Source organism: Pseudomonas sp. FEN (assembly GCF_904067045.1).
In the GTDB taxonomy this organism is placed as follows: Bacteria; Pseudomonadota; Gammaproteobacteria; order Pseudomonadales; family Pseudomonadaceae; genus Aquipseudomonas.
Genome location: NZ_CAJFDC010000036.1, coordinates 1006187 through 1032764, shown reverse-complemented (window position 1 = coordinate 1032764; position 26578 = coordinate 1006187). Strand labels below are relative to the sequence as shown.

Genomic DNA, 26578 nt, shown 5'->3' with positions numbered 1-26578 from the left:
CAGCGCTGTCAGGCCAAAGGGCCGCGCGGGTAGCGCTTGAGCTGCTGGACCAGTTCGAGGCCGGGGATCGGGCGGTCGAACAGGTAGCCCTGGCCGACGTCGCAACGGTGGCGGCGCAGGAAGGTCAGCTGTTCGTAGGTTTCGATCCCCTCGGCCACCACCTTGATTTTCAGATTGTGGGCCATGGCGATCACCGCGGAGGTGATTTCCATGTCGTCCTGGTTGTCCGGGATTTCATGGATGAAGCTGCGATCGATCTTGATGATGTCGATCGGGAATTTCTTCAGGTAGCTCAGGGACGAGTAGCCGGTGCCGAAGTCGTCCATGGCCAGGGTCAGGCCGAGATTTTTCAGCTGGTCGAGTTGCTGGTGGGTGTCTTCGGTGGCTTCCAGCAGCAGGCCTTCGGTCAGCTCCAGCTCCAGCAGGCTTGGCGGCAGCTGTTCTTCCTTGAGGATGCTGGCGATGGAAGCCACCAGGTCCGGGTCGGAGAACTGCTTGGGCGACAGGTTGATCGCCACTTGCAGGTTGCCCAGCCCTTGCGCGGTCAGTTGTTTGCTCATACGGCAGGCCTGGCGGGCGACCCATTTGCCGATCGGGATGATCAGGCCGGTTTCTTCCGCGACGCTGATGAACTGGTCCGGGCGGATCATGCCGCGTTCCGGGTGATTCCAGCGCAACAGCGCTTCCATGCCCAGTAGACGGCCGCTACGCAGGCAGAGCTTGGGCTGGTAGAACACGTCCAGCTCGTTCTGGGTCAGGGCGCGGCGCAGATTGTTCTCGACGAACAGCTTGTAGCTGGCCTCGGCGTTCAGTGCCTCGGTGAAAACCTGGACCTGGTGTTTGCCATTGGCCTTGGCCTTGTGCAGGGCCAGGCCGGCGTTGCGCATCAGCGTCTGCGGATCGCGGCCGTGCAACGGCGCGCAAGCCAGGCCAACGGAGCCGGTGACACTGATCAGTTGGTTGTCGACGAACATCGGCTTGTCGAGGGTCGTCAGCAACTGGCTGGCGATCTGTTGCCCGGTTTCCAGGTCGGTATCGTCCAGCAGCACCGCGAATTCGTTACTGGCAAAGCGCGCCAGGCTGCCGCTGGGGCTCAAGCTGTTGCGCAGGCGTCGGGCCAGGCTGATCAGCAGCTTGTCGCCGGTCTGGTGGCCGAGACTGTCGTTGATCCGCTTGAAATTGTCGATGTCCACCAGCAGCAGGCTGATGGGCGAATCGCTGTCGCGGGCGAAGCGCTCGTCGAGGTTGCGGATGAACGCCGGGCGGTTGCCCAGGTTGGTCAGGTTGTCGGTGTAGGCCAGGCGTTCGATGCGTTGTTGCGCCAGCTTGGTCTGGGTGATGTCTTCGTAGATGCCGATGTAGTGGGTCAGTTCGCGATTGTCGCCATAGACCTTGGAAATTGACAGTTGGCCCCAGTAGGGTTCCAGGTTCTTGCGTCGGCTCTTGAACTCGCCCTGCCAGCTGTTGCTCTTGGCCAGGCTCGAGGGCGCGTCGAACAGCAATTCGCTGAGGTTCTCCAGGGCTGGCAGCTCGGAGAGCTTCTGGCCGTGGACTTCCTCGGCGCTGTACTGGGTGATGGCGGTGAAGCTGGGGTTGACGTATTCCACCACGCCTTCGCTGCTGACCAGCAGGAATGCGTTGGCGCTCTGTTCCACGGCGCGCTGGAACAGGTGCAGGGCGCTGGTGGCGGTGCGGCGGTTGTGGTTGTTGATGACCTGGGCGAACTGGTCTGCCAGTTCACCGGCAAAGGCGATTTCGTCGGACTGCCAGGCGCGGGTCTTGCCGGTCTGCTCCAGGCACAGCACGCCGACCACCTGGCCGTCGATGCGGATGCTGGCGTCGAGCATGGCATTGGTGTCCCGGGGCCGCAGGCTTTCGGCCATTTCCCGGGTGCGCGGGTCATGGATCGCATTGTGGGCATCGATGGCGCGGCTGGTGTGCAGGGCTTCCAGGTAGTGGGGGAAGCTGCTGGCGTCGATGACATCCGGCACTACATATTGCTGGCGATCGCGGTAATAGGCACAGATCGGCACCAGGCGATCGCCCTCGAGGTTCCAGATGCTCGCGGATTCGACTTCGTAGATGTCGCAGGCGCAACGGGTGATCAGTTCGGCGGCTTCGAGCAAGGACTTGCCCGCGCTGTAGCGCTGGCGCGACAAGCGCAGGATCAGGTCCTGCTGGGCTCGCACCCGGCCCAGGTGTTGCAGCTGTTCCTGCTGCGCGCGCTGATTCAGTTCCAGGGCAATCTGCAGGCGACTGTTCTGGGTTTCGAGGTCGGCGCTCGGTAATGTCGCTTCCTGGCCGAACAGTCCCTCGACCACCAGCAGGTAACCACGCAGCAGGTGGCGGTTGTGTTGTTTGTAGGCTTCACCGACCTCCAGCAGGCTCAGTGGGCCGAGGACCGTGTGCAGGGTGTAGCGGATCAGGTAATGCGGGCTGTCGACCAGTTGTTGCTGGATGATGTCGTGTAGCCGGTAACGGACTTCGGGTTCCATCAGGCTGGCATAGGGCGAACCCACCAGGGCACAGAGTTCGATGGCCGGGAGGCCGAACTGGCGCTCGCAATTGGGGTCGAGAAACAGCAGTGCCCAGCTCGCTTCATTCAGCCGTTCGAAACGCAGCATGCCGAGCCGCGAGGGCACCGGTAACTGCGTTACTACCTCGGCCGCCAATCTATTGGCGACATCGGGTTGGCTTTTCATTGAGAGCTCGCTTCAAAAGTACGGGTCACGCGGGGTCAAGACCGTTTTTCCGGCGTGTTCGGCAAGGTTGCATTAAGCGGGTCAGGCTGACAAGCACAACAGTGGCTCCGTGCCTTCAATGTATCGGCCGAGAGGGGAATTTCTTCAGCGAGCGGGCTTTGCCAGACGTCTATTTCGCGGTGGTCATGCTGTCGGCCGAGTCGGTTATGGCATCACCCGGGAACCAGGCAAAAAAAGCCCCGCCAAGTGGCGGGGTTGAGGTACGAGCGTGGCGCTCGGAAATCGATGCGCGGGCCCGATCTCCTCCAGGGAGGAGACCGGGTTTGCTGTTACAGCAGGATGGTGCGGATATCCGCCAGCAGGTCGCTCAGGCGCTTGGTGAAGCGCGCGGCGGCCGCGCCGTTGATCACGCGGTGATCGTAGGACAGCGACAGCGGCAGCATCAGCTTGGGCTGGAAGGCCTTACCGTCCCAGACGGGCTGGATAGTGGCCTTGGAAACCCCGAGGATCGCTACTTCCGGCGCGTTGACGATCGGCGTGAAGCCGGTGCCGCCAATGTGGCCGAGGCTGGAGATGGTGAAGCAGGCACCCTGCATGTCGTCGGCGGAGAGCTTCTTGGTCCGGGCTTTTTCCGCCAGGGAAGCGCCTTCTGCGGCGAGTTGCAGCAGGCTCTTCTGGTCGACGTTCTTGATCACCGGTACCAGCAGGCCATCCGGGGTATCGACGGCGAAGCCGATGTTGACGTACTTCTTGCGAATGATCGCCTTGCCGCTTGGCGCCAGCGAGCTGTTGAAGTCCGGCAGTTCCTTGAGCAGGTGGGCGCAGGTCTTGAGCAGCAGTGGCAGGATGGTCAGCTTGACGCCGGCCTTCTCGGCCACGGCTTTCTGGGCCACGCGGAATGCTTCCAGCTCGGTGATATCCGCCGAGTCGAATTGGGTCACGTGCGGCACGTTCAGCCAGCTGCGGTGCAGGTTGGCGGCGCCAGCCTGCATCAGGCGGGTCATCGGCACTTCTTCGATTTCACCGAAGCGGCTGAAATCCACCACCGGGATCGGCGGGATGCCGGCCCCGCCGGTTGCGCCGGCCGCAGCGGCCGGTGCTTCCTTGGCCTTCTGCATCATGCTCTTGACGTAAGCCTGCACGTCTTCCTTGAGGATGCGACCGTGAGGACCGCTTGGGCTGACTGCGTTCAACTCGACGCCGAACTCGCGGGCCAGTTGGCGTACCGCCGGGCCGGCGTGAACCTTGGCGCCCGAATTGACCGGTACGGCGGCTGGCGCAGCCGCTTGTGTCGGTGCGGCAGCAGGCGCCGCTTCAGTTCTGGCCGGAGTTGCCGGAGCTGCTGCCGGAGCTGGAGCCGCGGCGGCTGGCGCGGCGGCGCCCTTGACCTTCAGCTTGAGGATCAGATCACCGGTACCGACTTCGTCGTCGAGCTTGATCGAAACGCTTTCCACCACCCCGGCGGCCGGCGATGGGATTTCCATGCTGGCCTTGTCGGATTCGAGGGTGATCAGCGATTGATCGACCTCGACGGTGTCACCGGCCTTGACCGAGACTTCGATGATCTTGGCCTTGCCCGCCGAACCGATATCCGGCACGTGGATATCCTGGACGCTGTCGGCGACTGGCGCGGCCGGTGCGGCGGCTGGCGCTGGAGCGGCGGCAGGAGCGGCGGCCTGGGCTGGAGCTGGAGTCGCCGCCGACGCGGTGCCGGTGACCTTCAGGACCAGGATCAGGTCGCCAGTACCGACTTCGTCGTTGAGCTTGACGTTGATGCTTTCCACGACGCCGGCGGCCGGCGATGGGATTTCCATGCTGGCCTTGTCGGATTCGAGGGTGATCAGGGATTGATCAGCTTCGATACTGTCGCCGACCTTGACCGAGATCTCGATGATCTGGGCCTTGCCCGAGGAGCCGATGTCCGGCACGTGCACTTGCTGGGTCGAGGCGGCGACGGGCGCGGCAGCTGGTGCGGCAACGGCTGCGGCGGCCTGGGCCACGGGCGCTGGTGCCGCTGCGGGAGCCGCCGCGGCGGCGCCTTCGACTTCCAGCTCCAGCAGTTCGTCGCCCTCTTTCAGGCGGTCGCCCAATTTCACTTTCAGGCTCTTGACGATGCCGGCTTTCGGCGCGGGCACTTCCATGCTCGCCTTGTCCGATTCCAGCGTCAGGATGCTCTGGTCGGCTTCGATGCGATCACCGACCTTCACAAACAGTTCGATTACTTCACCTTCACCGCTGCCGATGTCAGGTACGCGAATGAGTTCGCTCACAGGGTGTCTCCTCAGCAGTCCAGTGGGTTGCGTTTTTCCGGGTTGATCCCGAACTTGGCGATGGCTTCAGCCACCACTTTAGGTTCGATATCACCACGGTCAGCCAAGGCTTCCAGGGCTGCCAACACCACGAAATGACGGTCGACTTCGAAGAAGTGACGCAGCTTCTTGCGGCTGTCACTGCGGCCGAAACCATCAGTGCCCAGGACTTTGAATTCCTTGGACGGGACCCACTGGCGAATCTGTTCGGCAAACAACTTCATGTAGTCGGTGGAGGCGATCACCGGACCTTTGCGGCCGTTGAGGCATTCTTCGACGTAGCTCAGCTTTGGCTTCTGGCCAGGGTGCAGGCGGTTGCTGCGCTCCACGGCCAGGCCGTTGCGACGCAATTCGTTGAAGCTGGTGACGCTCCAGACGTCGGCGCCGACGTTGAACTGCTCGCGCAGGATCTTCGCCGCTTCACGCACTTCGCGCAGGATGGTGCCGGAGCCCATCAGTTGCACGTGGTGGGCCGCTTCCCGGGTGTCTTCCTCGAGCAGGTACATGCCCTTGATGATGCCTTCTTCAACACCGGCCGGCATGGCGGGCTGCTGGTAGGACTCGTTCATCACGGTGATGTAGTAGAAGACGTCCTGTTGTTCTTCGGTCATCTTCTTCATGCCGTCCTGGATGATCACCGCCAGCTCATAGCCGTAGGTTGGATCGAAGGTGCGGCAGTTCGGGATGGTACCGGCCAGGATGTGGCTGTGACCGTCTTCGTGTTGCAGGCCTTCACCGTTCAGCGTGGTCCGGCCGGCGGTGCCGCCGATCAGGAAACCACGGGTCCGGCTGTCGCCAGCGGCCCAGGCGAGGTCGCCGATCCGCTGGAAGCCGAACATCGAGTAGAAGATGTAGAACGGCAGCATCGGCTGGTTATGGCTGGAGTACGAAGTACCGGCGGCGATGAAGGAGCTCATGGCGCCCGCTTCGTTGATGCCTTCCTCGAGGATCTGGCCCTTCTTGTCTTCCTTGTAGAACATTACCTGGTCTTTATCGACTGGCTCGTAGAGCTGGCCGACGGAGGAGTAGATGCCCAATTGGCGGAACATGCCTTCCATGCCGAAGGTGCGGGCTTCGTCCGGGATGATCGGAACGATGCGCGGGCCGATGTCCTTGTCCTTGACCAATTGCGCGAGGATCCGCACGAAGGCCATGGTGGTGGAGATTTCACGGTCGCCCGAGCCGTCCAGGATCGCCTTGAGGGTGTCGAGTGGCGGGGTTGGAACCTTGACGCTCTGGGCGCGGCGCTGTGGCACGAAACCGCCCAGTGCGGCGCGACGCTCGCTGAGGTAACGGGCTTCGGCGCTGTTGGCTTCCGGCTTGAAGAACGGCAGGTTCTCCAGCTCCTCGTCCTTGACCGGAATGTCGAAGCGGTCGCGGAACAGCTTCAGGCTCCCGACATCGACCTTCTTGGTGTTGTGCGCGGTGTTTTTCGCTTCGCCGGCACCGGTGCCATAACCCTTGATGGTCTTGGCCAGGATGACGGTCGGTTGTTCCTTGTGGTTGACCGCTTCGTGGTACGCCGCGTAGACCTTGTACGGGTCGTGGCCGCCACGGTTGAGTTTCCAGATCTCGTCGTCGGACAGGTCGGCAACCATTGCCTTGAGTTCAGGCGAGTTGAAGAAGTGTTCACGCACGAACGCGCCGTCTTTGGCCTTGTAGTTCTGGTACTCGCCGTCGATGACTTCGTCCATGCGACGTTGCAGGATGCCGTCGACGTCCTTGGCCAGCAGTGGGTCCCAGAAACGTCCCCAGATGACTTTGGTGACGTTCCACTGGGCGCCGCGGAACACGCCTTCGAGTTCCTGGATGATCTTGCCGTTGCCGCGAACCGGGCCATCGAGGCGCTGCAGGTTGCAGTTGATGACGAAGATCAGGTTGTCCAGCTTCTCGCGGCCAGCCAGGGAGATCGCGCCGAGGGATTCCGGCTCGTCGCACTCGCCGTCGCCGAGGAAGCACCAGACTTTTTGCTTGCCGGCCGGGATGAAGCCACGGGCTTCCAGGTACTTCATGAAGCGTGCCTGGTAGATCGCCTGGATCGGGCCCAGACCCATGGACACGGTCGGGAACTGCCAGAAATCAGGCATCAGCCAAGGGTGCGGGTAGGACGACAGGCCCTGACCGTCGACTTCCTGGCGGAAGTTGTTCATTTGCTCTTCGCTGATGCGACCTTCCATGAACGCGCGGGCGTAAACGCCTGGCGAGGTGTGGCCCTGGAAGTAGATCAGGTCGCCGCCATGTTCGTCGGTCGGGGCCTGGAAGAAGTAGTTGAAGCCGATGTCATACAGGGTGGCGCTGGAGGCGAAGCTGGAGATATGACCGCCCAGGTCAGAATCTTTCAAGTTCGTGCGCATTACCATGGCCATCGCGTTCCAGCGCACCAGCGAGCGAATGCGGCGTTCCATGAACAGGTCGCCAGGCATGCGTGCTTCGTGGGTGACGGGAATCGTGTTGCGGTACGGTGTGGTGATGGCGTAGGGCAGTTGCGAGCCGCTGCGGGTCGCGAGTTCGCCCATACGGGTCATCAGGTAGTGAGCACGGTCTTCGCCTTCTTTGTCGAGAACCGATTCCAGGGCGTCCAGCCATTCCTGGGTTTCGACGGGATCGAGGTCTTGCATGGCTTGCTCCAGGGCGGAAAGGCTTCCAGAATCGGTTGCCTGAGTTTGCGACTGGCCTTGTGGGCAGACGACATAAATTCTTGGATGTCCGGAGGTTGTTCCGGGGTTCTGTAGTTTTACTACAAATCGTCGGCCATTTCAGCCTTTTGAATGTATATACGAGTAGTAAAACTACAGATCGATGAGCGAAATCTTCCTGTCATGTTGTGAGCGTAATCGATATTGTTGGTTGGAAATTAATAAAAGTGTTCACCTTTTTGAAGGTGGCTGCCAAAAAATAAACATTATCAGCTATTTCTAACTTTTGTTCGACAGTCCTTTTTGCGGCGTGTTTCTCGCTATCACAGGCTGCGGCTGATTGTTCGATCACCAAGGATAGACCATGAGCCTTCCACCGTTGGCCGATCTGCCGGCCATTCTCCTGCCTGCCGCCAGTCGTGCCGAGCAGTCGTTTCGTAGTGTCGTCGCGGCCCTGGATGATGATCACGGGCTGGCCCAATGGACCGCGCAACGCTGGGCGCAGTTCGCCCGGGTCAGCGCGGCCAGTGACTTCTTTATTGAACAATCGGTTCGTGACCCTTTGATGTTGCTGGAGCTGGCGCGGTGTGGCGAGCTGGATCGCGGCTTTGCGCCAGGGGAGATGGGCGGGCAGATCGCGGCGGCGTTGCAACAGGTCGATAACGAGGATGAGCTGGGCCGGGCTTTGCGGCGCCAGCGCACGCGCCAGCAGGTGCGGATCATCTGGCGCGACCTGACCCGCCAGGCGGACCTGGTGCAGACCTGTCGCGATCTTTCGGACCTGGCCGATGCCTGCATCGACCAAGCCTGTCAATGGTTGTACCTGCGTCACTGCCAGCAGTTCGGCACGCCCACCGGACGGCGCAGCGGCGAGCCACAACAGATGGTGGTCCTCGGCATGGGGAAGCTCGGTGCCATGGAGTTGAACCTGTCCTCCGACATCGACTTGATCTTTGCCTACCCGGAAGGTGGCGAGACGGTCGGGGTCAAGCGTGCGCTGGATAACCAGGAGTTTTTCATCCGCCTGGGGCAGCGGCTGATCAAGGCCCTGGACCCGATCACCGTTGACGGTTTCGTGTTCCGCGTCGACATGCGCTTGCGGCCCTATGGTTCGGCCGGTGCGCTGGTACTGAGCTTCAACGCGTTGGAGCAGTATTACCAGGACCAGGGGCGCGACTGGGAACGCTACGCCATGATCAAGGCGCGGGTGGTGGCTGGCGACCAGGTGGCCGGCGCGCAGTTGCTGGAGATGCTGCGGCCCTTCGTCTATCGGCGTTACCTGGACTTTTCGGCCATCGAAGCGCTGCGCACCATGAAGCAACTGATCCAGCAGGAAGTCCGGCGCAAGGGCATGGCCGAGAATATCAAGCTGGGCTCCGGCGGCATTCGCGAGGTCGAGTTCATTGCCCAGGCCTTCCAGTTGATTCACGGCGGGCGTGACCTGAGCCTGCAGCAACGCTCGTTGTTGAAGGTGCTGAGAACCCTGGAAGGCCAGGGTTACCTGCCCGCGGCGGTGATCGGCGAGCTGCGTAGCGGTTACGAGTTCCTGCGTTACACCGAGCATGCGATCCAGGCGATTGCCGACCGCCAGACCCAGATGCTGCCTGATGACGAAAAGGACCGGGCGCGCATTGCCTTCATGATGGGCTTCGACAGTTGGCCGGCGTTTCATGAGCAATTGATGCACTGGCGTGGGCGGGTCGACTGGCATTTCCGCCAGGTGATTGCCGACCCGGACGAAGAGGACGGCGCCGAGAGCGAAGTGATGGTGGGCGGCGAATGGTTGCCGCTGTGGGAGGCGTCCCAGGATGAGGACGCCGCCTGCCGACAGTTGCAGGAGGGCGGGTTCAAGGATGCCGCCAGCGCGTTGAAACAACTCGCGGCGCTGCGTTCCAGTGCGCAGCTGCGGGCCATGCAGCGTCTCAGCCGGGAGCGGCTCGATGCCTTTATTCCGCGCCTGCTGGCCCAGGCGGTGGAGCATGCCGATCCGGATTTGGTGCTGGAGCGCGTGTTGCCCCTGGTGGAAGCCGTGGCCCGGCGTTCGGCGTACCTGGTGCTGCTCACGGAAAATCCCGGTGCGTTGCGCCGCTTGCTGACCTTGTGTGCCGCCAGCCCGTGGATTGCCGAACAGATCACCCGGTTCCCGATGCTGCTCGACGAACTGCTCAACGAAGGTCGGCTGTTCAAGCCGCCGCTGGCGCCGGAATTGGCCGCGGAGCTGCGTGAGCGTCTGACGCGAATCCCGGAAGATGACCTCGAACAGCAGATGGAAGCCTTGCGTCACTTCAAGTTGGCCCATCGCCTGCGGGTCGCCGCCTCGGAAATCTCCGGCAGCCTGCCGCTGATGAAGGTCAGCGACTACCTCACCTGGCTCGCCGAAGCAATCCTCGAGCAGGTACTGGCCCTGGCTTGGCGCCAGACCGTGGCCCGGCATGGTTCGCCGCGACGTGTCGACGGCAGCTTGTGCGATCCCGGCTTTATTATTGTCGGTTACGGCAAGGTCGGCGGGATCGAGCTGGGCCACGGTTCGGACCTGGACCTGGTATTCATCCATGATGGCGACCCGAATGCCGAGACCGACGGCGCCAAACCTATCGATACCGCGCAGTTCTTCACCCGTTTGGGGCAACGGATCATTCATCTGTTGACCACCCAGACCAACTCTGGCCAGCTCTATGAGGTGGATATGCGCCTGCGGCCGTCCGGTGCTTCGGGCCTGCTGGTCAGTTCCCTGGGCGCTTTCGAACGCTACCAGCAGAACGAAGCCTGGACCTGGGAGCATCAGGCGCTGATCCGCGCGCGGGTGCTGGTGGGCTGCCAGGCGCTGGGCGCGGAGTTCGAGAAGGTGCGGGCGGCGGTGCTGGGGCGTGAACGGGATTTGCCGACCTTGCGCCAGGAAGTCAGCGAGATGCGCGCCAAGATGCGCGACAACCTGGGGAGCAAGGCCACCGCGGCGGGCACGGCGGCCAATGCCTTCGAGGCCACGGCACCGTTCGATATCAAGCAGGACGCCGGTGGTATCGTCGATATTGAATTTATGGTGCAATACGCGACATTGGCCTGGTCGAAAGCGCACCCGGCGTTACTCCGTTATACCGATAATATCCGCATTCTCGAAGGGCTGGAGCAGGTCGGCCTGATTCCCGCCGCGGATGCCAACCTGCTGCGCGAGGCCTACAAGGCCTATCGCTCCGCCGCCCACCGCCAGGCGTTGCAGAAAGAAGCGGGGGTGATCGCTGGTGATCAGTTCGTGGTCGAACGCCGGGCTGTCATGCGGATATGGACCGAGCTGGGGCTGTAGGAGCGGGCTTGCTCGCGATGAGGCCGTTGAGCCTTGCGTCGACCTCCCGGGCGCTATCGCGAGCAAGCTCACTCCTACAAGCACAGCGTGATACTTTGGAGGCGGGGAGGCTAATGCCTCCCCGCATCGTTTGTGGAAGCCTATGAATATTCTGATCGTTGGGCCCAGTTGGGTCGGTGACATGGTGATGGCTCAGACACTGTTCCAGTGTCTGAAGCAGCGTCATCCGCAGTGCGAGATCGACGTGCTGGCCCCGGAGTGGAGCCGCCCGATCCTCGAGCGCATGCCCGAGGTCAGGGCCGCCTTGAGTTTTCCGCTCGGCCATGGTGCCCTGGAGCTGGCCACGCGGCGGCGTATCGGCAAGTCCCTGGTCGGTCAATATGACCAGGCGATTCTGCTGCCCAACTCGCTGAAGTCGGCGCTGGTGCCGTTTTTCGCCGGTGTGCGGCAGCGCACCGGCTGGCGTGGCGAGTTTCGCTATGGCTTGCTCAATGATGTGCGCAAGCTGGATAAAGAACGTTATCCGCTGATGATCGAGCGTTTCATGGCCCTGGCCTACGAGCCGGGGGCAAGCCTGCCGACACCCTATCCGCGTCCGAGTCTACGGATCGACCCCGCCAGCCGCGCTGCCGCGCTGGCCAAGTTTGAGCTGAGCCTGGATCGCCCGTTGCTGGCGTTGTGCCCGGGAGCTGAGTTCGGCGAGTCCAAGCGCTGGCCGTCGGAGCATTACGCGAAAGTCGCCGAGGCGCGGATTCGTGAAGGCTGGCAGGTCTGGCTGTTCGGCTCGAAGAACGATCATGCGGTTGGCGAAGATATTCGTCAGCGCCTGATCCCGGGACTGCGGGAAGAGGCGGTGAACCTCAGTGGTGCCACGTCCCTGGCCGAGGCCATCGATCTGCTGTCCTGCGCCGATGCGGTGGTGTCCAACGACTCGGGGCTGATGCATGTCGCCGCTGCGTTGAACCGTCCGCTGGTGGCGGTCTATGGCTCGACTTCACCGGGTTTCACCCCGCCGTTGGCGGACCAGGTGGAAATCGTCCGGCTGGGGTTGGAGTGCAGCCCCTGCTTCGATCGGACCTGCCGCTTCGGTCATTACAACTGCCTGCGTCAGCTCGAGCCGACCCCGGTGAACGAGGCCTTGCAGCGTTTGCACGGCACCGCGGTCGAGGTTCATTAATTGCGCGTATTGCTGGTCAAGACCTCTTCCCTGGGTGATGTGATCCATGCCTTGCCGGCGCTCACCGATGCCGCGCGGGCGATTCCCGGCATCCGTTTCGACTGGGTGGTCGAGGAGGGGTTCGCCGAGATTCCGGGCTGGCACCCGGCGGTCGACAAGGTGATTCCGATGGCGATCCGGCGTTGGCGCAATAATCTCTGGCAGACGATCAAGAGTGGCGAATGGCAGCGCTTCAAGCAGAGCCTGCGCGCCAACCGGTACGATCTGGTGATTGATGCCCAGGGCCTGGTGAAAAGCGCCTTGCTGACCCGTTATGTCAAGGCACCGGTGGCCGGGCTGGACAAACAGTCGGCTCGCGAACCCCTGGCCAGCCGGTTTTATTCGCGGCGCCTGGCGGTGGCGCGGGGGCAGCACGCGGTCGAGCGCACGCGTCAATTGTTTGCTCTGGCGCTGGGTTATGACTTGCCCAAGGGTTTGGGCGACTACGGCCTGGATGTCGACAAACTGCTCGAATTGCCACGCAAGGCGCCCGTCGTGCTGTTTTTGCACGGCACCACCTGGGACACCAAACACTGGCCGGAAGCCTACTGGCGCGAACTGGCCGTGCGCCTGGGTCCCTTGGGCGTGCAGGTGAAGCTGCCGTGGGGCAATGCCGAGGAAAAGGCCCGCTCCGAGCGTATCGCGCGTAATTTGAAACATGTATTGGTCCTGCCCAAGCTGAACCTGGCCGGCGTCGCAAAGGTGCTGGTCAACGCCACCGCCTGCGTGGCGGTCGATACCGGCCTCGGTCACTTGGCCGCCGCGCTGGATGTGCCGACCCTGTCGCTGTTTGGTCCGACCAACCCGATCCTGACCGGTGCCTACGGTCGATCGCAGATCCATCTGGCGAGCAACTTTCCCTGCGCACCCTGTCTTCAAAAGAAATGCACCTACGTTCCGACAGCGGAGGACCAGCAGCGCTTCGATCTGAACCGCGAGTGGCCTCTGTGCTTCACACGGCTGAATCCCGAGCGTGTGGCAAGCCGACTGAGCGCACTGTTAATGGCTGAGGAATCGCACTGATGCAACTGGCTTTAGTTCTGTACAAATACTTTTCCTTTGGCGGCTTGCAGCGTGACTTCATGCGTATCGCCTTGGAGTGCCAGCGGCGCGGGCATCGGATTCGTGTCTACACCCTGCGCTGGGACGGCGATATCCCGCCGGGCTTCGACGTGCGGGTGGTGCCGGTCAAGGCGTTGTTCAATCATCGGCGCTATGCAAAGTTCAGTGCTTGGGTAAAAGCCGATCTGGCCAGGGATCCGGTGGACCGGCTGGTCGGTTTCAACAAGATGCCCGACCTGGATGTCTATTACGCCGCCGACAGCTGCTTTGAAGACAAGGCGCAGAATCTGCACGGTTCATTGTATCGCCTCTGGGCTCGCTATCGTCATTTCGCCGAGTATGAGCGGGCGGTGTTCGCCAGGGGGGCGAAGACTGAAATCCTGATGATCTCCGAAGCCGAGCAGCGACTGTTCATCAAATATTACGATACACCGCTGGAACGCCTGCACATGCTGCCGCCGGGAATTGCCCTGGATCGCCGGGCACCGGCCAACGCCGCCGAGATCCGTGCCGAGTTTCGCCGTGAGTTCAAGCTGGCGGACGATGATCTGCTGGTGGTGCAGATCGGTTCCGGGTTCAAGAAAAAAGGCGTCGATCGAAGCCTCAAGGCCCTGGCCGCGTTGCCGGATGCCTTGAAAAAACGCACCCGGTTCTTTGTCATCGGTCAGGACAACGCCAAGGTTTTCCAGGCGCAGAGCGCTGCTCTGGGATTGGGCGAACACGTGCAGTTTCTCAAGGGGCGCAGCGATATCCCGCGTTTCCTGCTAGGCGCCGACCTGCTGATTCACCCGGCCTACGACGAAAATGCCGGTATGGTTCTGGTTGAAGCCTTGGTGGCCGGATTGCCGGCGCTGGTCAGCGCCGTCTGCGGTTATGCCCATTACATCGCCGAAGCCGACTGCGGCCTGGTGCTGGATGAGCCTTTCGAACAAGCCCAGCTCAATCAATATCTGGAACGGATGTTGTCCGATCAGGCCGCACGCCTGGCGTGGAGCCGGCATGGCCTGGCCTTTGCCGAGACGACTGACCTCTACAGCCTGCCGCAGCGTGCGGCGGATAAGATCCTGGCGGAGTAATACCGATGAAGCTGATCCTGGCTGAGCCGTTCAAACACTTGTGGGGCGGACGCGATGCGTTCGCAGAGGTCGAACGCTTGGAAGGCGTGGTCTACCGTGAAATGGCAGTGCGACGCACCTTGCGCACGGAGGTTGCCGGCCGTGGTTATTTTGTGAAAATCCACCGTGGCGTCGGCTGGAGCGAGATCTTCAAGAACCTGCTGACCGCCAAGCTGCCGGTCCTGGGCGCGGGGCAGGAGTGGCAGGCGATCCAGCGCCTGCAAGAGGCCGGGGTGCCCACCATGACCGCCGTGGCCTACGGCGAGCGTGGCAACAATCCGGCGGATCAGCATTCGTTCATCATCACTGAAGAGTTGGCGCCGACCATCAGCCTCGAATTCTTCTGCATGGATTGGGTCAAGCAGCCACCAGAGCCGCGGCTCAAGCGTGCGCTGATTGCCGAGGTGGCGCGTATGACCGGCATGATGCACCGCGCCGGGGTCAATCATCGTGACTGTTATATCTGCCACTTCCTGCTGCATACCGACAAGCCGGTAACGGCCGAGGACCTGAAGATTTCGCTCATCGACCTGCACCGTGCCCAGACCCGTGCGGCCATCCCGTTGCGCTGGCGCAACAAGGATTTGGCGGGACTCTATTTCTCGGCGCTGGATATCGGTTTGACCCGGCGCGACAAACTGCGCTTCCTGAGGGGGTACTTCCTGCGGCCGCTGCGCCAGATTCTGCGTGATGAGGCAGGGCTGTTGGCCTGGTTGGAGCGCAAGGCGGAAAAACTCTACCGGCGCAAACAGCGCTATGGCGATGCGCTTTGATGTCGCTGTGCCTGAGTGGTTTGTGGAGGGAAGTCGTTGATGCATCTGTCTGAATTGAAAACGGCCGGACGTGCTCCGGCATTACCCCTGGGGCTGGAGTTGGAGGATGCCGCCGGCAGCGCGCAACTGCAGTTGCTGAGTCTGTTGCGCGTGCTGCCTGGTCGGCGCTATGTCGGTGCCGGGGTCTGGCGTGGGCGTACGGTGCTCGCCAAATTGTTGGTGGGGCGCAAGGCGGCGAGGCACTTCCAGCGTGAATTGCAGGGCGTTCGACTGTTGGCCGAACAGGGCCTGAGCACGCCGCTGTTGTTGGTCGACGGCCTGCAACAAGGCGAGGGTGGCTGGTTGCTGTTCGAGTTTCTCGACGGCGCCGAGAGCCTGGCGAGTGCCTGGCGCAAGGTCGAATCGCTGCCACTGCTGGCTGATGAACAGCAACAGGTGTTGGCCAAGGCGCTGACGGCGATCGCACAGATGCACAGCAAGGGCCTGTGGCAGGAAGACTTGCACCTGGACAATCTGCTGCTGCATGACGGCAAGCTGTATTTGATCGATGGTGCTGGGATCCGCGTCGAACAGGCGGGCAAACCTTTGTCGCGGCAGAAAGTGCTGGAAAACCTCGGGGTGTTTTTCGCCCAGTTGCCCAAGGCCCTCGAGCCCTTTATCGAGGAGCTGTTGGTGCATTACTTGCTGAGCAATGGCGAACATGCGTTACCGCTGGAGGCCTTGCTCAAACAGGTGGACAAGGTGCGTAGCTGGCGCTTGAAGGACTTTCTGCGCAAGGTTGCGCGCGAGTGTTCGCTGTTCAGTGTCCGTCGCGGCCCCTTTGGCCTGCGGGCGATTCGGCGCGAAGAAGAGGCCGCGCTGGGACCGGTGCTGGAGCAAGCCGATGCGCTGCTCGCACAGGGGCCTTTGTACAAGAACGGTGGTACGGCAACGGTAGGACGGGTCGATGTCGGCGGTCGCCCACTGGTGCTCAAGCGCTACAACATCAAGGGTTTCAGTCATTGGCTCAAGCGCTTCTGGCGGCCAACCCGGGCTTGGCATTCCTGGCGCGAGGGTAATCGCCTGGCATTCCTCGGTATCGCCACGCCCAAGCCGCTTGCCGTGCTGGAGCGGCGGTTTTTCTGGCTGCGCAGCCGGGCCTATCTGATCACCGAGCATCTGGCCGGGTCGGATGTGCTTGAGCGCTTTGCGCCGTACGTGGAGTCGGGCGAGGTGCCGCTGGCCGAGCTCAAGGCCTTGGAGCATTTGTTTGCCGAGCTGATTCGTGAGCGCATCAGTCACGGTGATTTCAAGGGGCATAACCTGTTCTGGCAGGATGACCGGTGGGTGCTGATCGACCTGGACTCGATGCGCCAGCATTCGTCGGCGCACAGCTTCGCCAAGGCCTATGCCCGCGATCGGGCGCGTTTCATGCGTAATTGGCCGACAAGCAGCGCGTTGTATCGGGTGATCGATCAGCGCTTGCCCAGGTCATCCTCCCCCGGCCAGGATTGAGGGGGCCTCGGCGGAGGAAAAGGGCCGGCGAAATGAGATTGATTGTCTGCCCTGTGTCAGCTCCTCCTTTGATATTCCTTGCTATAATCCCGCGCTTTAGTTGTTTGCCACTCCCTTGGCGGCACACATTTTTTCAGGCGCCTTTCGCCTGTACGTAGACTTTGAGAGGCTAGACCCCTGTGGCATTGACGATTCTCGGCCTGTCCGGCGCCCTTAGTCATGATCCTTCCGCAGCCCTGTACATCGACGGCAAGCTGATTGCGGCGGCCGAAGAAGAGCGTTTCGTGCGCGATAAGCATGCAAAGAACCGCATGCCCTACGAGTCGGCGAAATTCTGTCTGGAGCAGGCTGGTATCAAACCGTCCGACGTTGATGTGGTGGCGATTCCGTTCGCCCCCATCAGTCTGTTCGGCAAGGCTCGCTGGCACTACGCCAAGCGTTACTGGTACGCCCCGGATCGCGCCCTTGACGCGATCCTGATGGGTAATCGGCGTTACAAGCGCTATCGCAACAAGATCGTCTGGTGCCTGGAGCAACTGGGTTTCGATCCGAAGAAAATCAAGATCGAGCCGGTCGAGCACCACCTGGCCCACGCCTCCAGCGCTTACCACTGTTCCGGCTTCAAAGAGAAGACCGCGATCCTCGGTATCGATGGCAAGGGCGAGTATGCCACGACCTTTTTTGGCTACGGCGAAAACGGCAAGATCCACAAGATCAAGGAGTTCGTCGATCCGGACTCCCTGGGCGGCCTGTACGGTGCTATTACCGAGTTCCTCGGCTTTGAAATGCTCGACGGCGAATTCAAGGTGATGGGCATGGCCCCTTATGGCGATGCCAGCAAGTACGACTTCTCGCGCCTGGCTTCGTTCGAAAATGGCGAACTGGTGATCAACACCGACTACGCCAATGTCGTGGGGCTGCGTCGCTACAAGGAAAAGGGCAAGGGCTTCTTCTTTACGCCGAAACTGATCGAATGGTTGGGCCCCAAGCGCGAAGGTGATATTGCCGACGAGCCCTACATTCACTACGCCGCCAGCATGCAGGCACTGTTCGAGAAAATCTCGCTGCAGATGATTGATTACTATCTGGGCGATATTCTCAAGGAAACCGGCAAGCTGGCATTTGCTGGCGGTTGTGCGCTGAACGTCAAGCTGAACCAGAAGATCATTGCCCGTGACGACGTCAAGGAGCTGTTCGTGCAACCGGCTTCCGGTGATGCCGGTACGGCGGTGGGTGCAGCGGCCTATGTGTCGCATGCTCGTGGTGTGCCGGTGGAGAAGATGGAACATGTCTATCTCGGCCCGTCCTACAGCAACGAAGATGTGATCGCCGCCTGCGCCCGTCACGAGAACGCACCGAAGTGGCGCAAGCTCGAGAATATGCCGGAGCAGATCGCCAAGATCATGGTCGAGGGTAATCCGGTGGCCTGGTTCCAGGGGCGCATGGAGTTCGGTCCGCGGGCCTTGGGCGGTCGCTCGATCATCGGTTGCCCGAGCGTCGCCGGCGTGGCGGATCGGATCAACCACCAGATCAAGTTCCGCGAGCGCTGGAGGCCTTTCTGCCCATCGATGCTCGATACCGTCGCACCGCAGATGATCAAGGTCGATCACCCGGCGCCATTCATGACCTTCACCTTCGAAGTGGCTGAAGAGTGGAAGAGCCGCGTGCCGGAAGTCGTTCATGAAGATGGCACCTCGCGGGCCCAGGTGCTCAAGCGCGAATACAACCCGCGCTACTACGACATGATGAAGGCGCTGGAGGTACTGACCGGCAATGGTGTGTCGCTGAATACCTCGCTGAACCGTCGTGGCGAACCGATGATCTGCTCGCCTACCGATGCCCTGAACATGTTCTTCGGCTCGGACCTGCAGTACCTGATCATGGAGGACATTCTGGTGGTCAAGGACGGGGCGCAGGCCTATGACTCGCTGGGTTGAGGGCGTTGGCCTGGTTGTGATTTTTCGGCTGCTGGGGCTCTGTTGTTTGTAAGGCTGGCCATGACACGACTGGCAGTCCATTTGAGCCATTTTCATGGTCGCAGAGCCAATATCAATGCAGCATGGAGAATATATGAAGCCCCGTTTCAAGGTTTTGCAGCTACTGCCGGATTACCGGGTAAAGGAAAATGACTTTGCTGATCTGGGTGAGCAGATTGTCAAATCGCTGCCGGTAGAGCGCTTCGAGGTGACCTCGGCATTTCTCCGCGGTCGTCGGGAGCCGGGGCAACCCTTGAGCGTGGCGGAGCACTCCAAGTACTTCGAGTTTCCCTATAAGGCCATCAAGGGAATACGTCGCCTGGGGGCCATGTGGCAGATCTATAAGTACTGCCGCGAGCAAAAGTTCGATGTGGTGATTTGCAACCGCTACAAGTCAGTGAACATGATGCTGACGCTCAACCGCTGGCTCAAAATCCCGCTCTGCCTTGCGGTAGTCCATGCTGTTGAAGAGTACGACCGTCGCTATCGGCGTAGTCATCATCAGCGTTGGGTCAGCCCGAGCTGGCGATTTGTCGGTGTGTCGCCAGCAGTCAGGGATTATCTGGTGGGGTTGAACTGTGGCTTCACACCGCAAAATACCACGTATGTCACCAATGCCATCGATATCGAGCAGTCCGAGGCTTTGCAGTTGTCACGCGATCAGGCTCGCGAGGCATTGGGCCTTGCGTCGGAGCCGAGGATAATCGGGGCGCTGGGGCGTCTGGTGCCGATCAAGGGGCATAACCATTTGCTCCAGGCTTTTGCCTTGCTCAAGGACAAGTACCCGAACGCACAAGTGGCAATCATTGGTTCTGGACGCGCCGAAGCGGACTTGCGGGCCGAAATCGAGCGTTTGGGGCTGACCGGACGCGCGCATTTACTCGGTTTTCGCGAAGACGCCATGAAGTACGTGCGGGCGTTTGATATCTGGACCATGCCATCGCTGACCGAAGGCTTGGGGCTGGCGTTGCTGGAGGGGATGAGCGGGCACTTGCCGGTTATTGCTTCCAATGTCCCGGCGATGTTGCCGCTGGTGCAAGGCGCCGGTGGCCTGTCCCACGATCCGGGCAATGTCGAACAACTGGCCGCGGCGCTGGATACCTATCTGGCGATGAGTGACGAGCAACTGCGCGCCAAAGGTGAGCAGGCCTATCGTTACCTGGAGGAACATCACACCCTGGCGGAGTTCCGGCAAAAGTACCTGGACCTGATTGAAAGCAGTCTGCGCGAGGTGGGGCGGGCATGAGTCAGTTGCCGCTGGTTTCGGTCGTCATCGCTTCCTACAACCACGGGCCCTATATCGAGCAGAGCATTCTGAGCGTGCTTGGACAGACGTACCCGAATATAGAGTTGCTGGTGGTCGACGATGGTTCGAAAGACGATAGCGTCGAGCGCATTGCCCGGTTGCAGGCCGAGCATGGTTTTGATTTCCGCACGCAGCAGAACCAGGGACTGACACGTACCTTGAATGGTGCCATTGCCCGAACCAAAGGTAGCTTGATTGTATCCTTCGGCTCGGATGACATCATGTTTCCCGAGCGGATCGCCACGCAGGTTGCGTATATGGCGGATAAGCCTGAAGTGGGTATCTGCGCCGGTAATATTGAGCTCATTGACAGCAATGGCGAACTGATGCCGGAAAAGCGCCAGCGCCGTGATCTGCCATTCCGGCGTCTGAGCTTCGACGAAATGTTCATGGGGCTCAAGCCGTTTCCGCCAGCGCCGACGTTGATGCTGCGTCGTGAGGCCCTGGACAAGGTGGGTGGCTTCGATCCGAATATTCCCCTGGAAGATCTGTACATTGAGCTCAAGATCACCCACGCCGGTTATTACATCGATGTCCTGAATGTGGTCATGGCCCAGTACCGTCAGCATGCGACCAACTCATACAAAAACCACCGGTTCATGATTGCGAACATTCTCAAGACCTATGCGTTGTTCAGTGACCATCCCGGCTACGATATTGCACGTTACAAATTCCTGAATTCGATGTTTGTCAAAACAGCCAGTCGAGATCGAACGCTGGCTCGTGAGCTGCTCAAGCAGCTCCCGTTCAAATACTTCGATCGCAAGACCTTGCGTGGTTTGGTGCGTTTGTTTTTTTCGTCGCGGCACAACGGATAGAGGGTCACACCGGCACGGATTGGCGTTGCCGGGTCATGACTCAAGCTTGAACGGGCTTCGTGTTCTTCACTTGGTTGCGGCGGTTGGCGATATTGAGTGCTGCGATCAGGGCCAAGGGAATCCACAGCAGAAACCAGTGTTCCCGCGGACGGGTGAGCACCGCGCCGCCTTCGGTCAGGCCGGCGCCAATGCCGTAGACCAGCAGCGTGGAGGCGAGGACAAAGAGTGGTTGGAGGCGCTGCCGGTAGCTGCTGAGCAGGCCCCACCCCAGTACGAAGGTCCAGGGGATCAGGCCGATAATACCGATGTAATAGAGAACCCCTAGCGCAAAACTGTGGGGTTCCATGAGCGGATAACCCAAGCCGACATCGATGTGCAACTCAGCGTCGTATCCATGGCCGATCCAGGGATGTTCGGCGATTCTTCCCAAGGCAATTTGCCAGATCTGCAAGCGATAAGAGCTGCCGCGATCGCCCAGTATTTCCGGAAACACCAGCAGAATGGCCGCCGATCCCAGCAGCATGCCTGCGATCAAGACCAGGGCCCTTCGATTGCGACTGACAATGCTTAGCCACAGGATGCACAGGGCAAGGGCTACCAGGGGGGTTCGTGAACCCGTCGCCAGGACCGCGACCAACATGACGGCTACGGCCGGTACACTGAGCCAGAGGATTGACAGGCGCTGGCTGGTAATGCAAATGCACAACCAGTAAATACAGAAAAAGCCAAACAGATGAGAACTCAGCAGCGGGTTGGTGAACGCGCCGCCGCCGATCATGCGATCACCTGGCACGTAGTTTTTTATAAACGGCACGAGGTAGTCGATGGTTGCGACCAGGGCGATGCTCGCTGCGCAGAACAGCAGCGGTTTCAATGCCTCGTTACGGTACTGGAGCAGCATGGCGCAACCGGCGAAAAGCATGAGTGGTTGCAAGGGGATTTTCATCATCCCGAAATCCTGGTTCTCCGGAGGACTCCACAGCAGGCTCAGGCACAGCCAGATACAGAGCGCCAGGAATCCAGCAATAATCGGTTCACCCAGTAGTATCTTGATTTCACTCGGGCGCAGACAGAGCATCAGCAGCGAGGGGATTCCGAACAGCCCAAGGTAAAACGAGGTCAGCGCATTGCGGCTCTCGAGAAAGAACATCCCTGAAAGCAAAACCAGCAACCCTAGCGGCAGAATCCATTGAGACAGAAAATCGAAAATACAGTTTGCAGCAGAGGTAAGGCGATGGGGTTGCATTCAGGCAAGTCTTTCCACAAGAAGAGGCGGTGGTCATCATAGAAGGGTAGCTTTTCAATGTCATCGGTTAAGCCCCGGGATTATTGGTTATTTTGTGTGCAAATACACCCGGGAAGCTGTGCTAAAGTCAGCCTCCATTTTCATAACCGCCGCGTGATATGACCGAATCCAGTCTCAGCGCAAGCCCCTCGAGCTTGAAAGTATACTTCCGCCTACTCGGCTACGTCCGGCCTTATGCTGGCCTGTTCGCACTGAGTATCGTGGGTTTCCTGATATTCGCTTCGACCCAGCCGATGCTCGGCTATATTCTGAAATATTTCGTCGATGGTCTTTCCGACCCACAAGCCGCGCTATTTCCAACGGTGCCTTATCTGCGCGACCTGCAATTGCTGCAAGCCGTGCCGATACTGCTCGTGCTGATTGCCGCATGGCAAGGTTTGGGCTCCTACCTGGGGAACTTCTTCCTGGCCAGGGTGACCCTGGGTCTGGTCCACGATTTGCGGGTGGAGCTGTTCAACAACCTGCTGACCTTGCCCAACCGTTATTTCGACACCAACAATTCCGGGCATTTGATCTCGCGTATCACCTTCAACGTGACCATGGTCACCGGAGCTGTGACCGACGCGATCAAGGTGGTGATTCGCGAAGGCATGACCGTGGTGTTCCTGTTCCTCTCGCTGCTGTGGATGAACTGGCGCCTGACCCTGGTCATGGTTGCCATCCTGCCGTTGATCGCAGTGATGGTCAGCACCTCGAGCAGGAAGTTTCGCAAACAGAGCAAGAAGATCCAGGTCGCCATGGGCGATGTCACCCATGTGGCCTCGGAAACCATCCAGGGCTATCGCGTGGTCCGCAGCTTCGGCGGTGAAGCCTACGAGCAGCAGCGCTTCCTCAAGGCCAGCCTGAGCAACACCGACAGGCAGTTGCGCATGACCCGTACCGGTGCGATCTATACGCCGTTGCTGCAAATGGTGATTTACAGCGCCATGGCGGTGCTGCTGTTCCTGGTGCTCTACCTGCGTGGCGATGCCTCGGCGGGTGACATGATCGCCTACATCACCCTGGCCGGTTTGCTGCCCAAGCCGATTCGCCAGTTGTCCGAAGTCAGTTCCACGATCCAGAAGGGGGTTGCGGGTGCTGAAAGTATCTTCGAGCAACTCGATGTCGCCCCGGAAGTGGACAATGGTACCGTTTCGCGCGAATCGATCAGCGGCCATCTGGAAGTGCGCAACCTGAGTTTTACCTATCCGGGAACCGAGCGGCAGGTCCTGGATAATGTCAGCTTCAGTGTCGAGCCCGGCCAGATGGTGGCCCTGGTCGGACGCTCCGGTAGCGGCAAGTCGACCCTCGCCGCATTGATCCCGCGCTTCTATCACCATGACAGCGGGGAGATTCTTCTTGATGGCGTGGAGGTCGAGGACTATCGATTGTTGAATCTGCGGCGGCACATTGCCCAGGTGACCCAGCATGTCACGCTGTTCAGCGACACCGTGGCGAACAATATCGCCTACGGCGATCTGGCCGGCGCTCCGCGGGCCGATATCGAGGCGGCGGCGGCGGATGCGTATGCCAAGGATTTTGTCGAGCAGCTGCCCCAGGGTTTTGACACCCTCGTGGGTGAAAACGGTGTGCTGCTTTCCGGTGGTCAGCGCCAGCGCCTGGCTATTGCCCGGGCGCTGCTCAAGAACGCTCCGCTGTTGATCCTCGACGAGGCGACCTCGGCTCTCGACACCGAGTCGGAGCGGCATATCCAGGCTGCCCTGGACCACGCCATGCAAGGACGCACTACCCTGGTAATTGCCCACCGGTTGTCGACGATCGAGAAGGCCGATCTGATTCTGGTCATGGATCAGGGGCGTATCGTCGAGCGCGGCACCCATGCCGAGCTGCTGGCCCAGAACGGTTATTACGCCCGGCTCAACGCCATGGGCCTGGATGAACCGGCACACGTCGGGATCGTCTGATCCATTGGCAGGGTGCGCGATGCTGATTGGCGCGCCCTGTTTTTGTCTAGGCTAGCCTTCGGCAACCCTGTGTTAATATCGCGCCCCTGTTCATTTTTTATGTGGGTTGCTCCATGAAGTTGTCCATGCCGCGATTCGATCAAGCCCCTGTCTTGGTGGTCGGCGATGTCATGCTCGACCGTTACTGGCATGGTGGTACCTCACGGATTTCTCCTGAGGCACCGGTACCGGTAGTCAAGGTCGAGCACATCGAAGACCGTCCTGGTGGCGCCGCCAACGTTGCCCTGAACATCGCCGCCTTGGGCGCCCCGGCATCGCTGGTGGGGGTCACCGGTGACGATGAAGCCGCCGACAGTCTGGCCAACAGCCTCAAGGGCGCCGGGGTCCGTGCGCTGTTCCAGCGCATCGCGCACCAGCCGACCATCGTCAAGCTGCGGGTCATGAGCCGCCACCAGCAGTTGCTGCGAATCGACTTTGAGGAGCCTTTTGCCACCGACGCCCTGGCCCTCGGGGCTGAAGTCGATGGTTTGCTCGAAGGCGTCAAGGTACTGGTGCTGTCCGACTACGGCAAAGGCGCCTTGAAGAATCATCAGGCCCTGATCCAGGCCGCCCGGGCTCGCGGCATTCCGGTGCTGGCCGACCCCAAGGGCAAGGATTTTTCGATCTACCGTGGCGCGAGCCTGATCACGCCGAATCTCAGCGAGTTCGAAACCATTGTCGGCGGCTGTGCCGATGAGCATGAGCTGGTGGCCAAGGGCGCTCAGTTGATGCAGGACCTGGACCTCGGCGCCTTGCTGGTGACCCGTGGCGAGCATGGCATGACCCTGCTGCGCCCCGATCATCCGGCGCTGCACCTGCCGGCCCGGGCCCGTGAAGTGTTCGATGTGACCGGTGCCGGCGATACGGTGATCTCGACCCTGGCGGCGGCCATTGCCGCGGGCGAAGAACTGCCCCAGGCGGTGGCCTTGGCCAACCTCGCCGCCGGCATCGTTGTCGGCAAACTCGGTACGGCGGCCATCAGTGCGCCTGAACTGCGGCGGGCGATCCAGCGCGAGGAAGGCTCCGAGCGCGGTGTACTGGGCTTGGAGCAACTGCTGCTGGCAGTTGACGATGCGCGGGCGCACAACGAGAAGATTGTGTTCACCAATGGTTGCTTCGACATCCTCCATGCCGGTCACGTGACCTATCTGGAGCAGGCGCGGGCCCAGGGCGATCGGTTGATCGTCGCGGTCAATGACGATGCCTCGGTGAGCCGCCTCAAGGGGCCTGGACGGCCGATCAACAGTGTCGATCGGCGCATGGCCGTGCTCGCTGGCCTGGGGGCCGTGGACTGGGTCATCAGCTTCTCCGAGGGCACACCGGAGAACCTGCTGGCCCAGGTCAAGCCGGATGTGCTGGTCAAGGGCGGTGACTATGGGATCGACCAGGTGGTCGGTGCTTCCATCGTGACGGCCTATGGCGGTACGGTGAAGGTATTGGGACTGGTGGAAAACAGCTCGACCACGGCGATTGTCGAGAAAATCCGCAGCCACTGATAAATAAGCGTGAGGCCCGTTCGATACGCGCGGGCCGGTCATGAGTCTTCATGCTGGTCCGGCGCCCCGGTGGGGCTCGTCCGCGAGGTTCACGTTATCGCCGGCAAACCGGCTCCCAGATTAATATCCGTACCTGCTCTCTTTCCTAGCGTCCGCTCTTCACCGGCACGATCTTGCGCAGGATCTGCCGCGCCTTGCCGGTCAGGCGCCTGATCTTCGAATCCTTCTCGGGCTCCCCCAGGCCCTGCTCGCGGACCCAGTCCTTCCAGCGAATCCGCTCCTCGCGCACCACCCAGCCTTGCTGTTGGGCAAAGCTTTCCGCCAGGTACAGGCCGCGGGTACTGGCCGGATGCAACTGATCCTTTTTCAGGGTGTAGAGCTCGGCGCAGGGCTGTCCGTCCTTGAGCGGCATCAGGTACAGGTCGGGCCGACCGCGGTCCAGGCGAGCCACCAACTGATCGTTTTCCAGGCGCTCGTCGACATGGAACAGGCTCAGGGACTTGGCCTCGCGCGGGACCTCCAGGCGCAGGTCATAGATCAGTTGCAACGAAGCGGTGGGCAGGTGCACGTAGGTCTGCGGTCGTTCCATGAGCTGCAACGTGCCGCAGCGTACCGGTCGCGCCGCGCCGGACAAGGCGGTCAGGCGAAAGGGCAGGGCTTCGCGGTAATGCAGGGCCGCCGAGTAGGGGGTCGGCAACCAGGTGTCGTTGAAGCGACCACCGAGCCAGCCTTCCGGGGTTTCCAGCAGGCATTCCTCGGCAATTTCCGCGATCGCGGTGAGCAGGGGAATGGCCAGTTCATGGGCCGGGACATAGCCGGAAATCAGCTTGAGCACCACATCGCCGCGATCCTGGCGTCGTTGGCGCACCAGGACCCAGTAGTCACGGTTGTGCCAGTGCAGGGTCAGCCGCACCGACACCCCAAGGTTGGCCAGTTCCAGGGCAAAGCGCTCGGGGTCACCTACGCTTACCGGCTTGCGCTTGTGCAAGGTTTGCGCAAAGTTCAACGGCATTCCGACGCTCTGGTAGCACAAGCCTTCGGGCGTGGCCTCGACGAGTAACGGCAGGGTCTTGAAGTTGCTGGGGTTCTTGCGTATCAGCGTCCGCGGCATCTCGGCTCCTTCTT

The 26578-nt window shown here is 60.9% G+C and carries 16 protein-coding genes; 11 read left to right on the top strand and 5 right to left on the bottom strand.

What is annotated here, in order from left to right; all coding sequences use genetic code 11:
* Positions 1-8 precede the first annotated feature (8 nt).
* From PFEN_RS28150 to aceE, 3 genes are all read right to left on the bottom strand, one after another.
* Positions 9-2702 carry a putative bifunctional diguanylate cyclase/phosphodiesterase gene (locus tag PFEN_RS28150; RefSeq protein WP_191489844.1) on the bottom strand — a complete coding sequence of 898 codons (2694 nt, stop codon included), beginning with the start codon at positions 2700-2702 and terminating at the stop codon, positions 9-11.
* 329 nt (positions 2703-3031) lie between these two features.
* Positions 3032-4972: a dihydrolipoyllysine-residue acetyltransferase gene (aceF, locus tag PFEN_RS28145; RefSeq protein ID WP_191489843.1), complete on the bottom strand. Its 1941-nt coding sequence runs from the start codon at positions 4970-4972 to the stop codon at positions 3032-3034.
* An 11-nt stretch (positions 4973-4983) separates the two neighbouring features.
* On the bottom strand, positions 4984-7629 hold the full coding sequence (gene aceE / locus PFEN_RS28140; RefSeq protein ID WP_191489842.1) for a pyruvate dehydrogenase (acetyl-transferring), homodimeric type: 2646 nt from the start codon (positions 7627-7629) through the stop codon (positions 4984-4986).
* A 382-nt stretch (positions 7630-8011) separates the two neighbouring features.
* Here aceE and glnE point away from each other — a divergent pair, with 382 nt between their 5' ends.
* The 9 genes from glnE (at position 8012) to PFEN_RS28095 (ending at position 20708) form a co-directional block, all read left to right on the top strand.
* Entirely contained in the window at positions 8012-10948 is a 2937-nt protein-coding gene (glnE, locus tag PFEN_RS28135; RefSeq protein WP_191489841.1) for a bifunctional [glutamate--ammonia ligase]-adenylyl-L-tyrosine phosphorylase/[glutamate--ammonia-ligase] adenylyltransferase, read from the top strand.
* Positions 10949-11090: 142 nt separating this feature from the next.
* Complete coding sequence (gene waaF / locus PFEN_RS28130) at positions 11091-12125, top strand: lipopolysaccharide heptosyltransferase II (protein ID WP_191489840.1); 1035 nt, start codon at positions 11091-11093, stop codon at positions 12123-12125.
* Positions 12126-13187, top strand: a complete 1062-nt coding sequence (waaC, locus tag PFEN_RS28125; protein ID WP_191489839.1) for a lipopolysaccharide heptosyltransferase I — start codon at positions 12126-12128, stop codon at positions 13185-13187.
* Positions 13187-14302, top strand: a complete 1116-nt coding sequence (locus tag PFEN_RS28120; protein ID WP_191489838.1) for a glycosyltransferase family 4 protein — start codon at positions 13187-13189, stop codon at positions 14300-14302. Before waaC ends, PFEN_RS28120 begins: the two co-directional genes overlap by 1 nt.
* Positions 14303-14307: 5 nt before the next feature.
* Positions 14308-15114: a lipopolysaccharide core heptose(I) kinase RfaP gene (gene rfaP, locus PFEN_RS28115; RefSeq protein WP_191489837.1), complete on the top strand. Its 807-nt coding sequence runs from the start codon at positions 14308-14310 to the stop codon at positions 15112-15114.
* A gap of 39 nt (positions 15115-15153) precedes the next feature.
* Complete coding sequence (locus tag PFEN_RS28110) at positions 15154-16608, top strand: lipopolysaccharide kinase InaA family protein (RefSeq protein WP_191489836.1); 1455 nt, start codon at positions 15154-15156, stop codon at positions 16606-16608.
* 179 nt (positions 16609-16787) lie between these two features.
* Positions 16788-18545, top strand: a complete 1758-nt coding sequence (locus PFEN_RS28105) for a carbamoyltransferase (RefSeq protein WP_191489835.1) — start codon at positions 16788-16790, stop codon at positions 18543-18545.
* A 133-nt stretch (positions 18546-18678) separates the two neighbouring features.
* Complete coding sequence (locus tag PFEN_RS28100; protein WP_191489834.1) at positions 18679-19830, top strand: glycosyltransferase family 4 protein; 1152 nt, start codon at positions 18679-18681, stop codon at positions 19828-19830.
* Positions 19827-20708: a glycosyltransferase gene (locus PFEN_RS28095; protein WP_191489833.1), complete on the top strand. Its 882-nt coding sequence runs from the start codon at positions 19827-19829 to the stop codon at positions 20706-20708. The genes PFEN_RS28100 and PFEN_RS28095 overlap by 4 nt, the downstream gene beginning before the upstream one ends.
* Before the next feature lie 40 nt (positions 20709-20748).
* On the opposite strand, the gene PFEN_RS28090 is transcribed toward PFEN_RS28095, so the two are convergent.
* Complete coding sequence (locus PFEN_RS28090) at positions 20749-21954, bottom strand: O-antigen ligase family protein (protein WP_191489832.1); 1206 nt, start codon at positions 21952-21954, stop codon at positions 20749-20751.
* Positions 21955-22112: 158 nt separating this feature from the next.
* Here PFEN_RS28090 and msbA point away from each other — a divergent pair, with 158 nt between their 5' ends.
* Entirely contained in the window at positions 22113-23918 is a 1806-nt protein-coding gene (gene msbA, locus PFEN_RS28085) for a lipid A export permease/ATP-binding protein MsbA (protein ID WP_191489831.1), read from the top strand.
* A gap of 113 nt (positions 23919-24031) precedes the next feature.
* On the top strand, positions 24032-25453 hold the full coding sequence (hldE, locus tag PFEN_RS28080; RefSeq protein WP_191489830.1) for a bifunctional D-glycero-beta-D-manno-heptose-7-phosphate kinase/D-glycero-beta-D-manno-heptose 1-phosphate adenylyltransferase HldE: 1422 nt from the start codon (positions 24032-24034) through the stop codon (positions 25451-25453).
* A 145-nt stretch (positions 25454-25598) separates the two neighbouring features.
* Here hldE and PFEN_RS28075 read toward each other — a convergent pair whose 3' ends face one another.
* Positions 25599-26564, bottom strand: coding sequence for a metal ABC transporter ATPase (locus PFEN_RS28075; protein ID WP_191489829.1), 966 nt, complete (start codon positions 26562-26564; stop codon positions 25599-25601).
* Positions 26565-26578 lie beyond the last annotated feature (14 nt).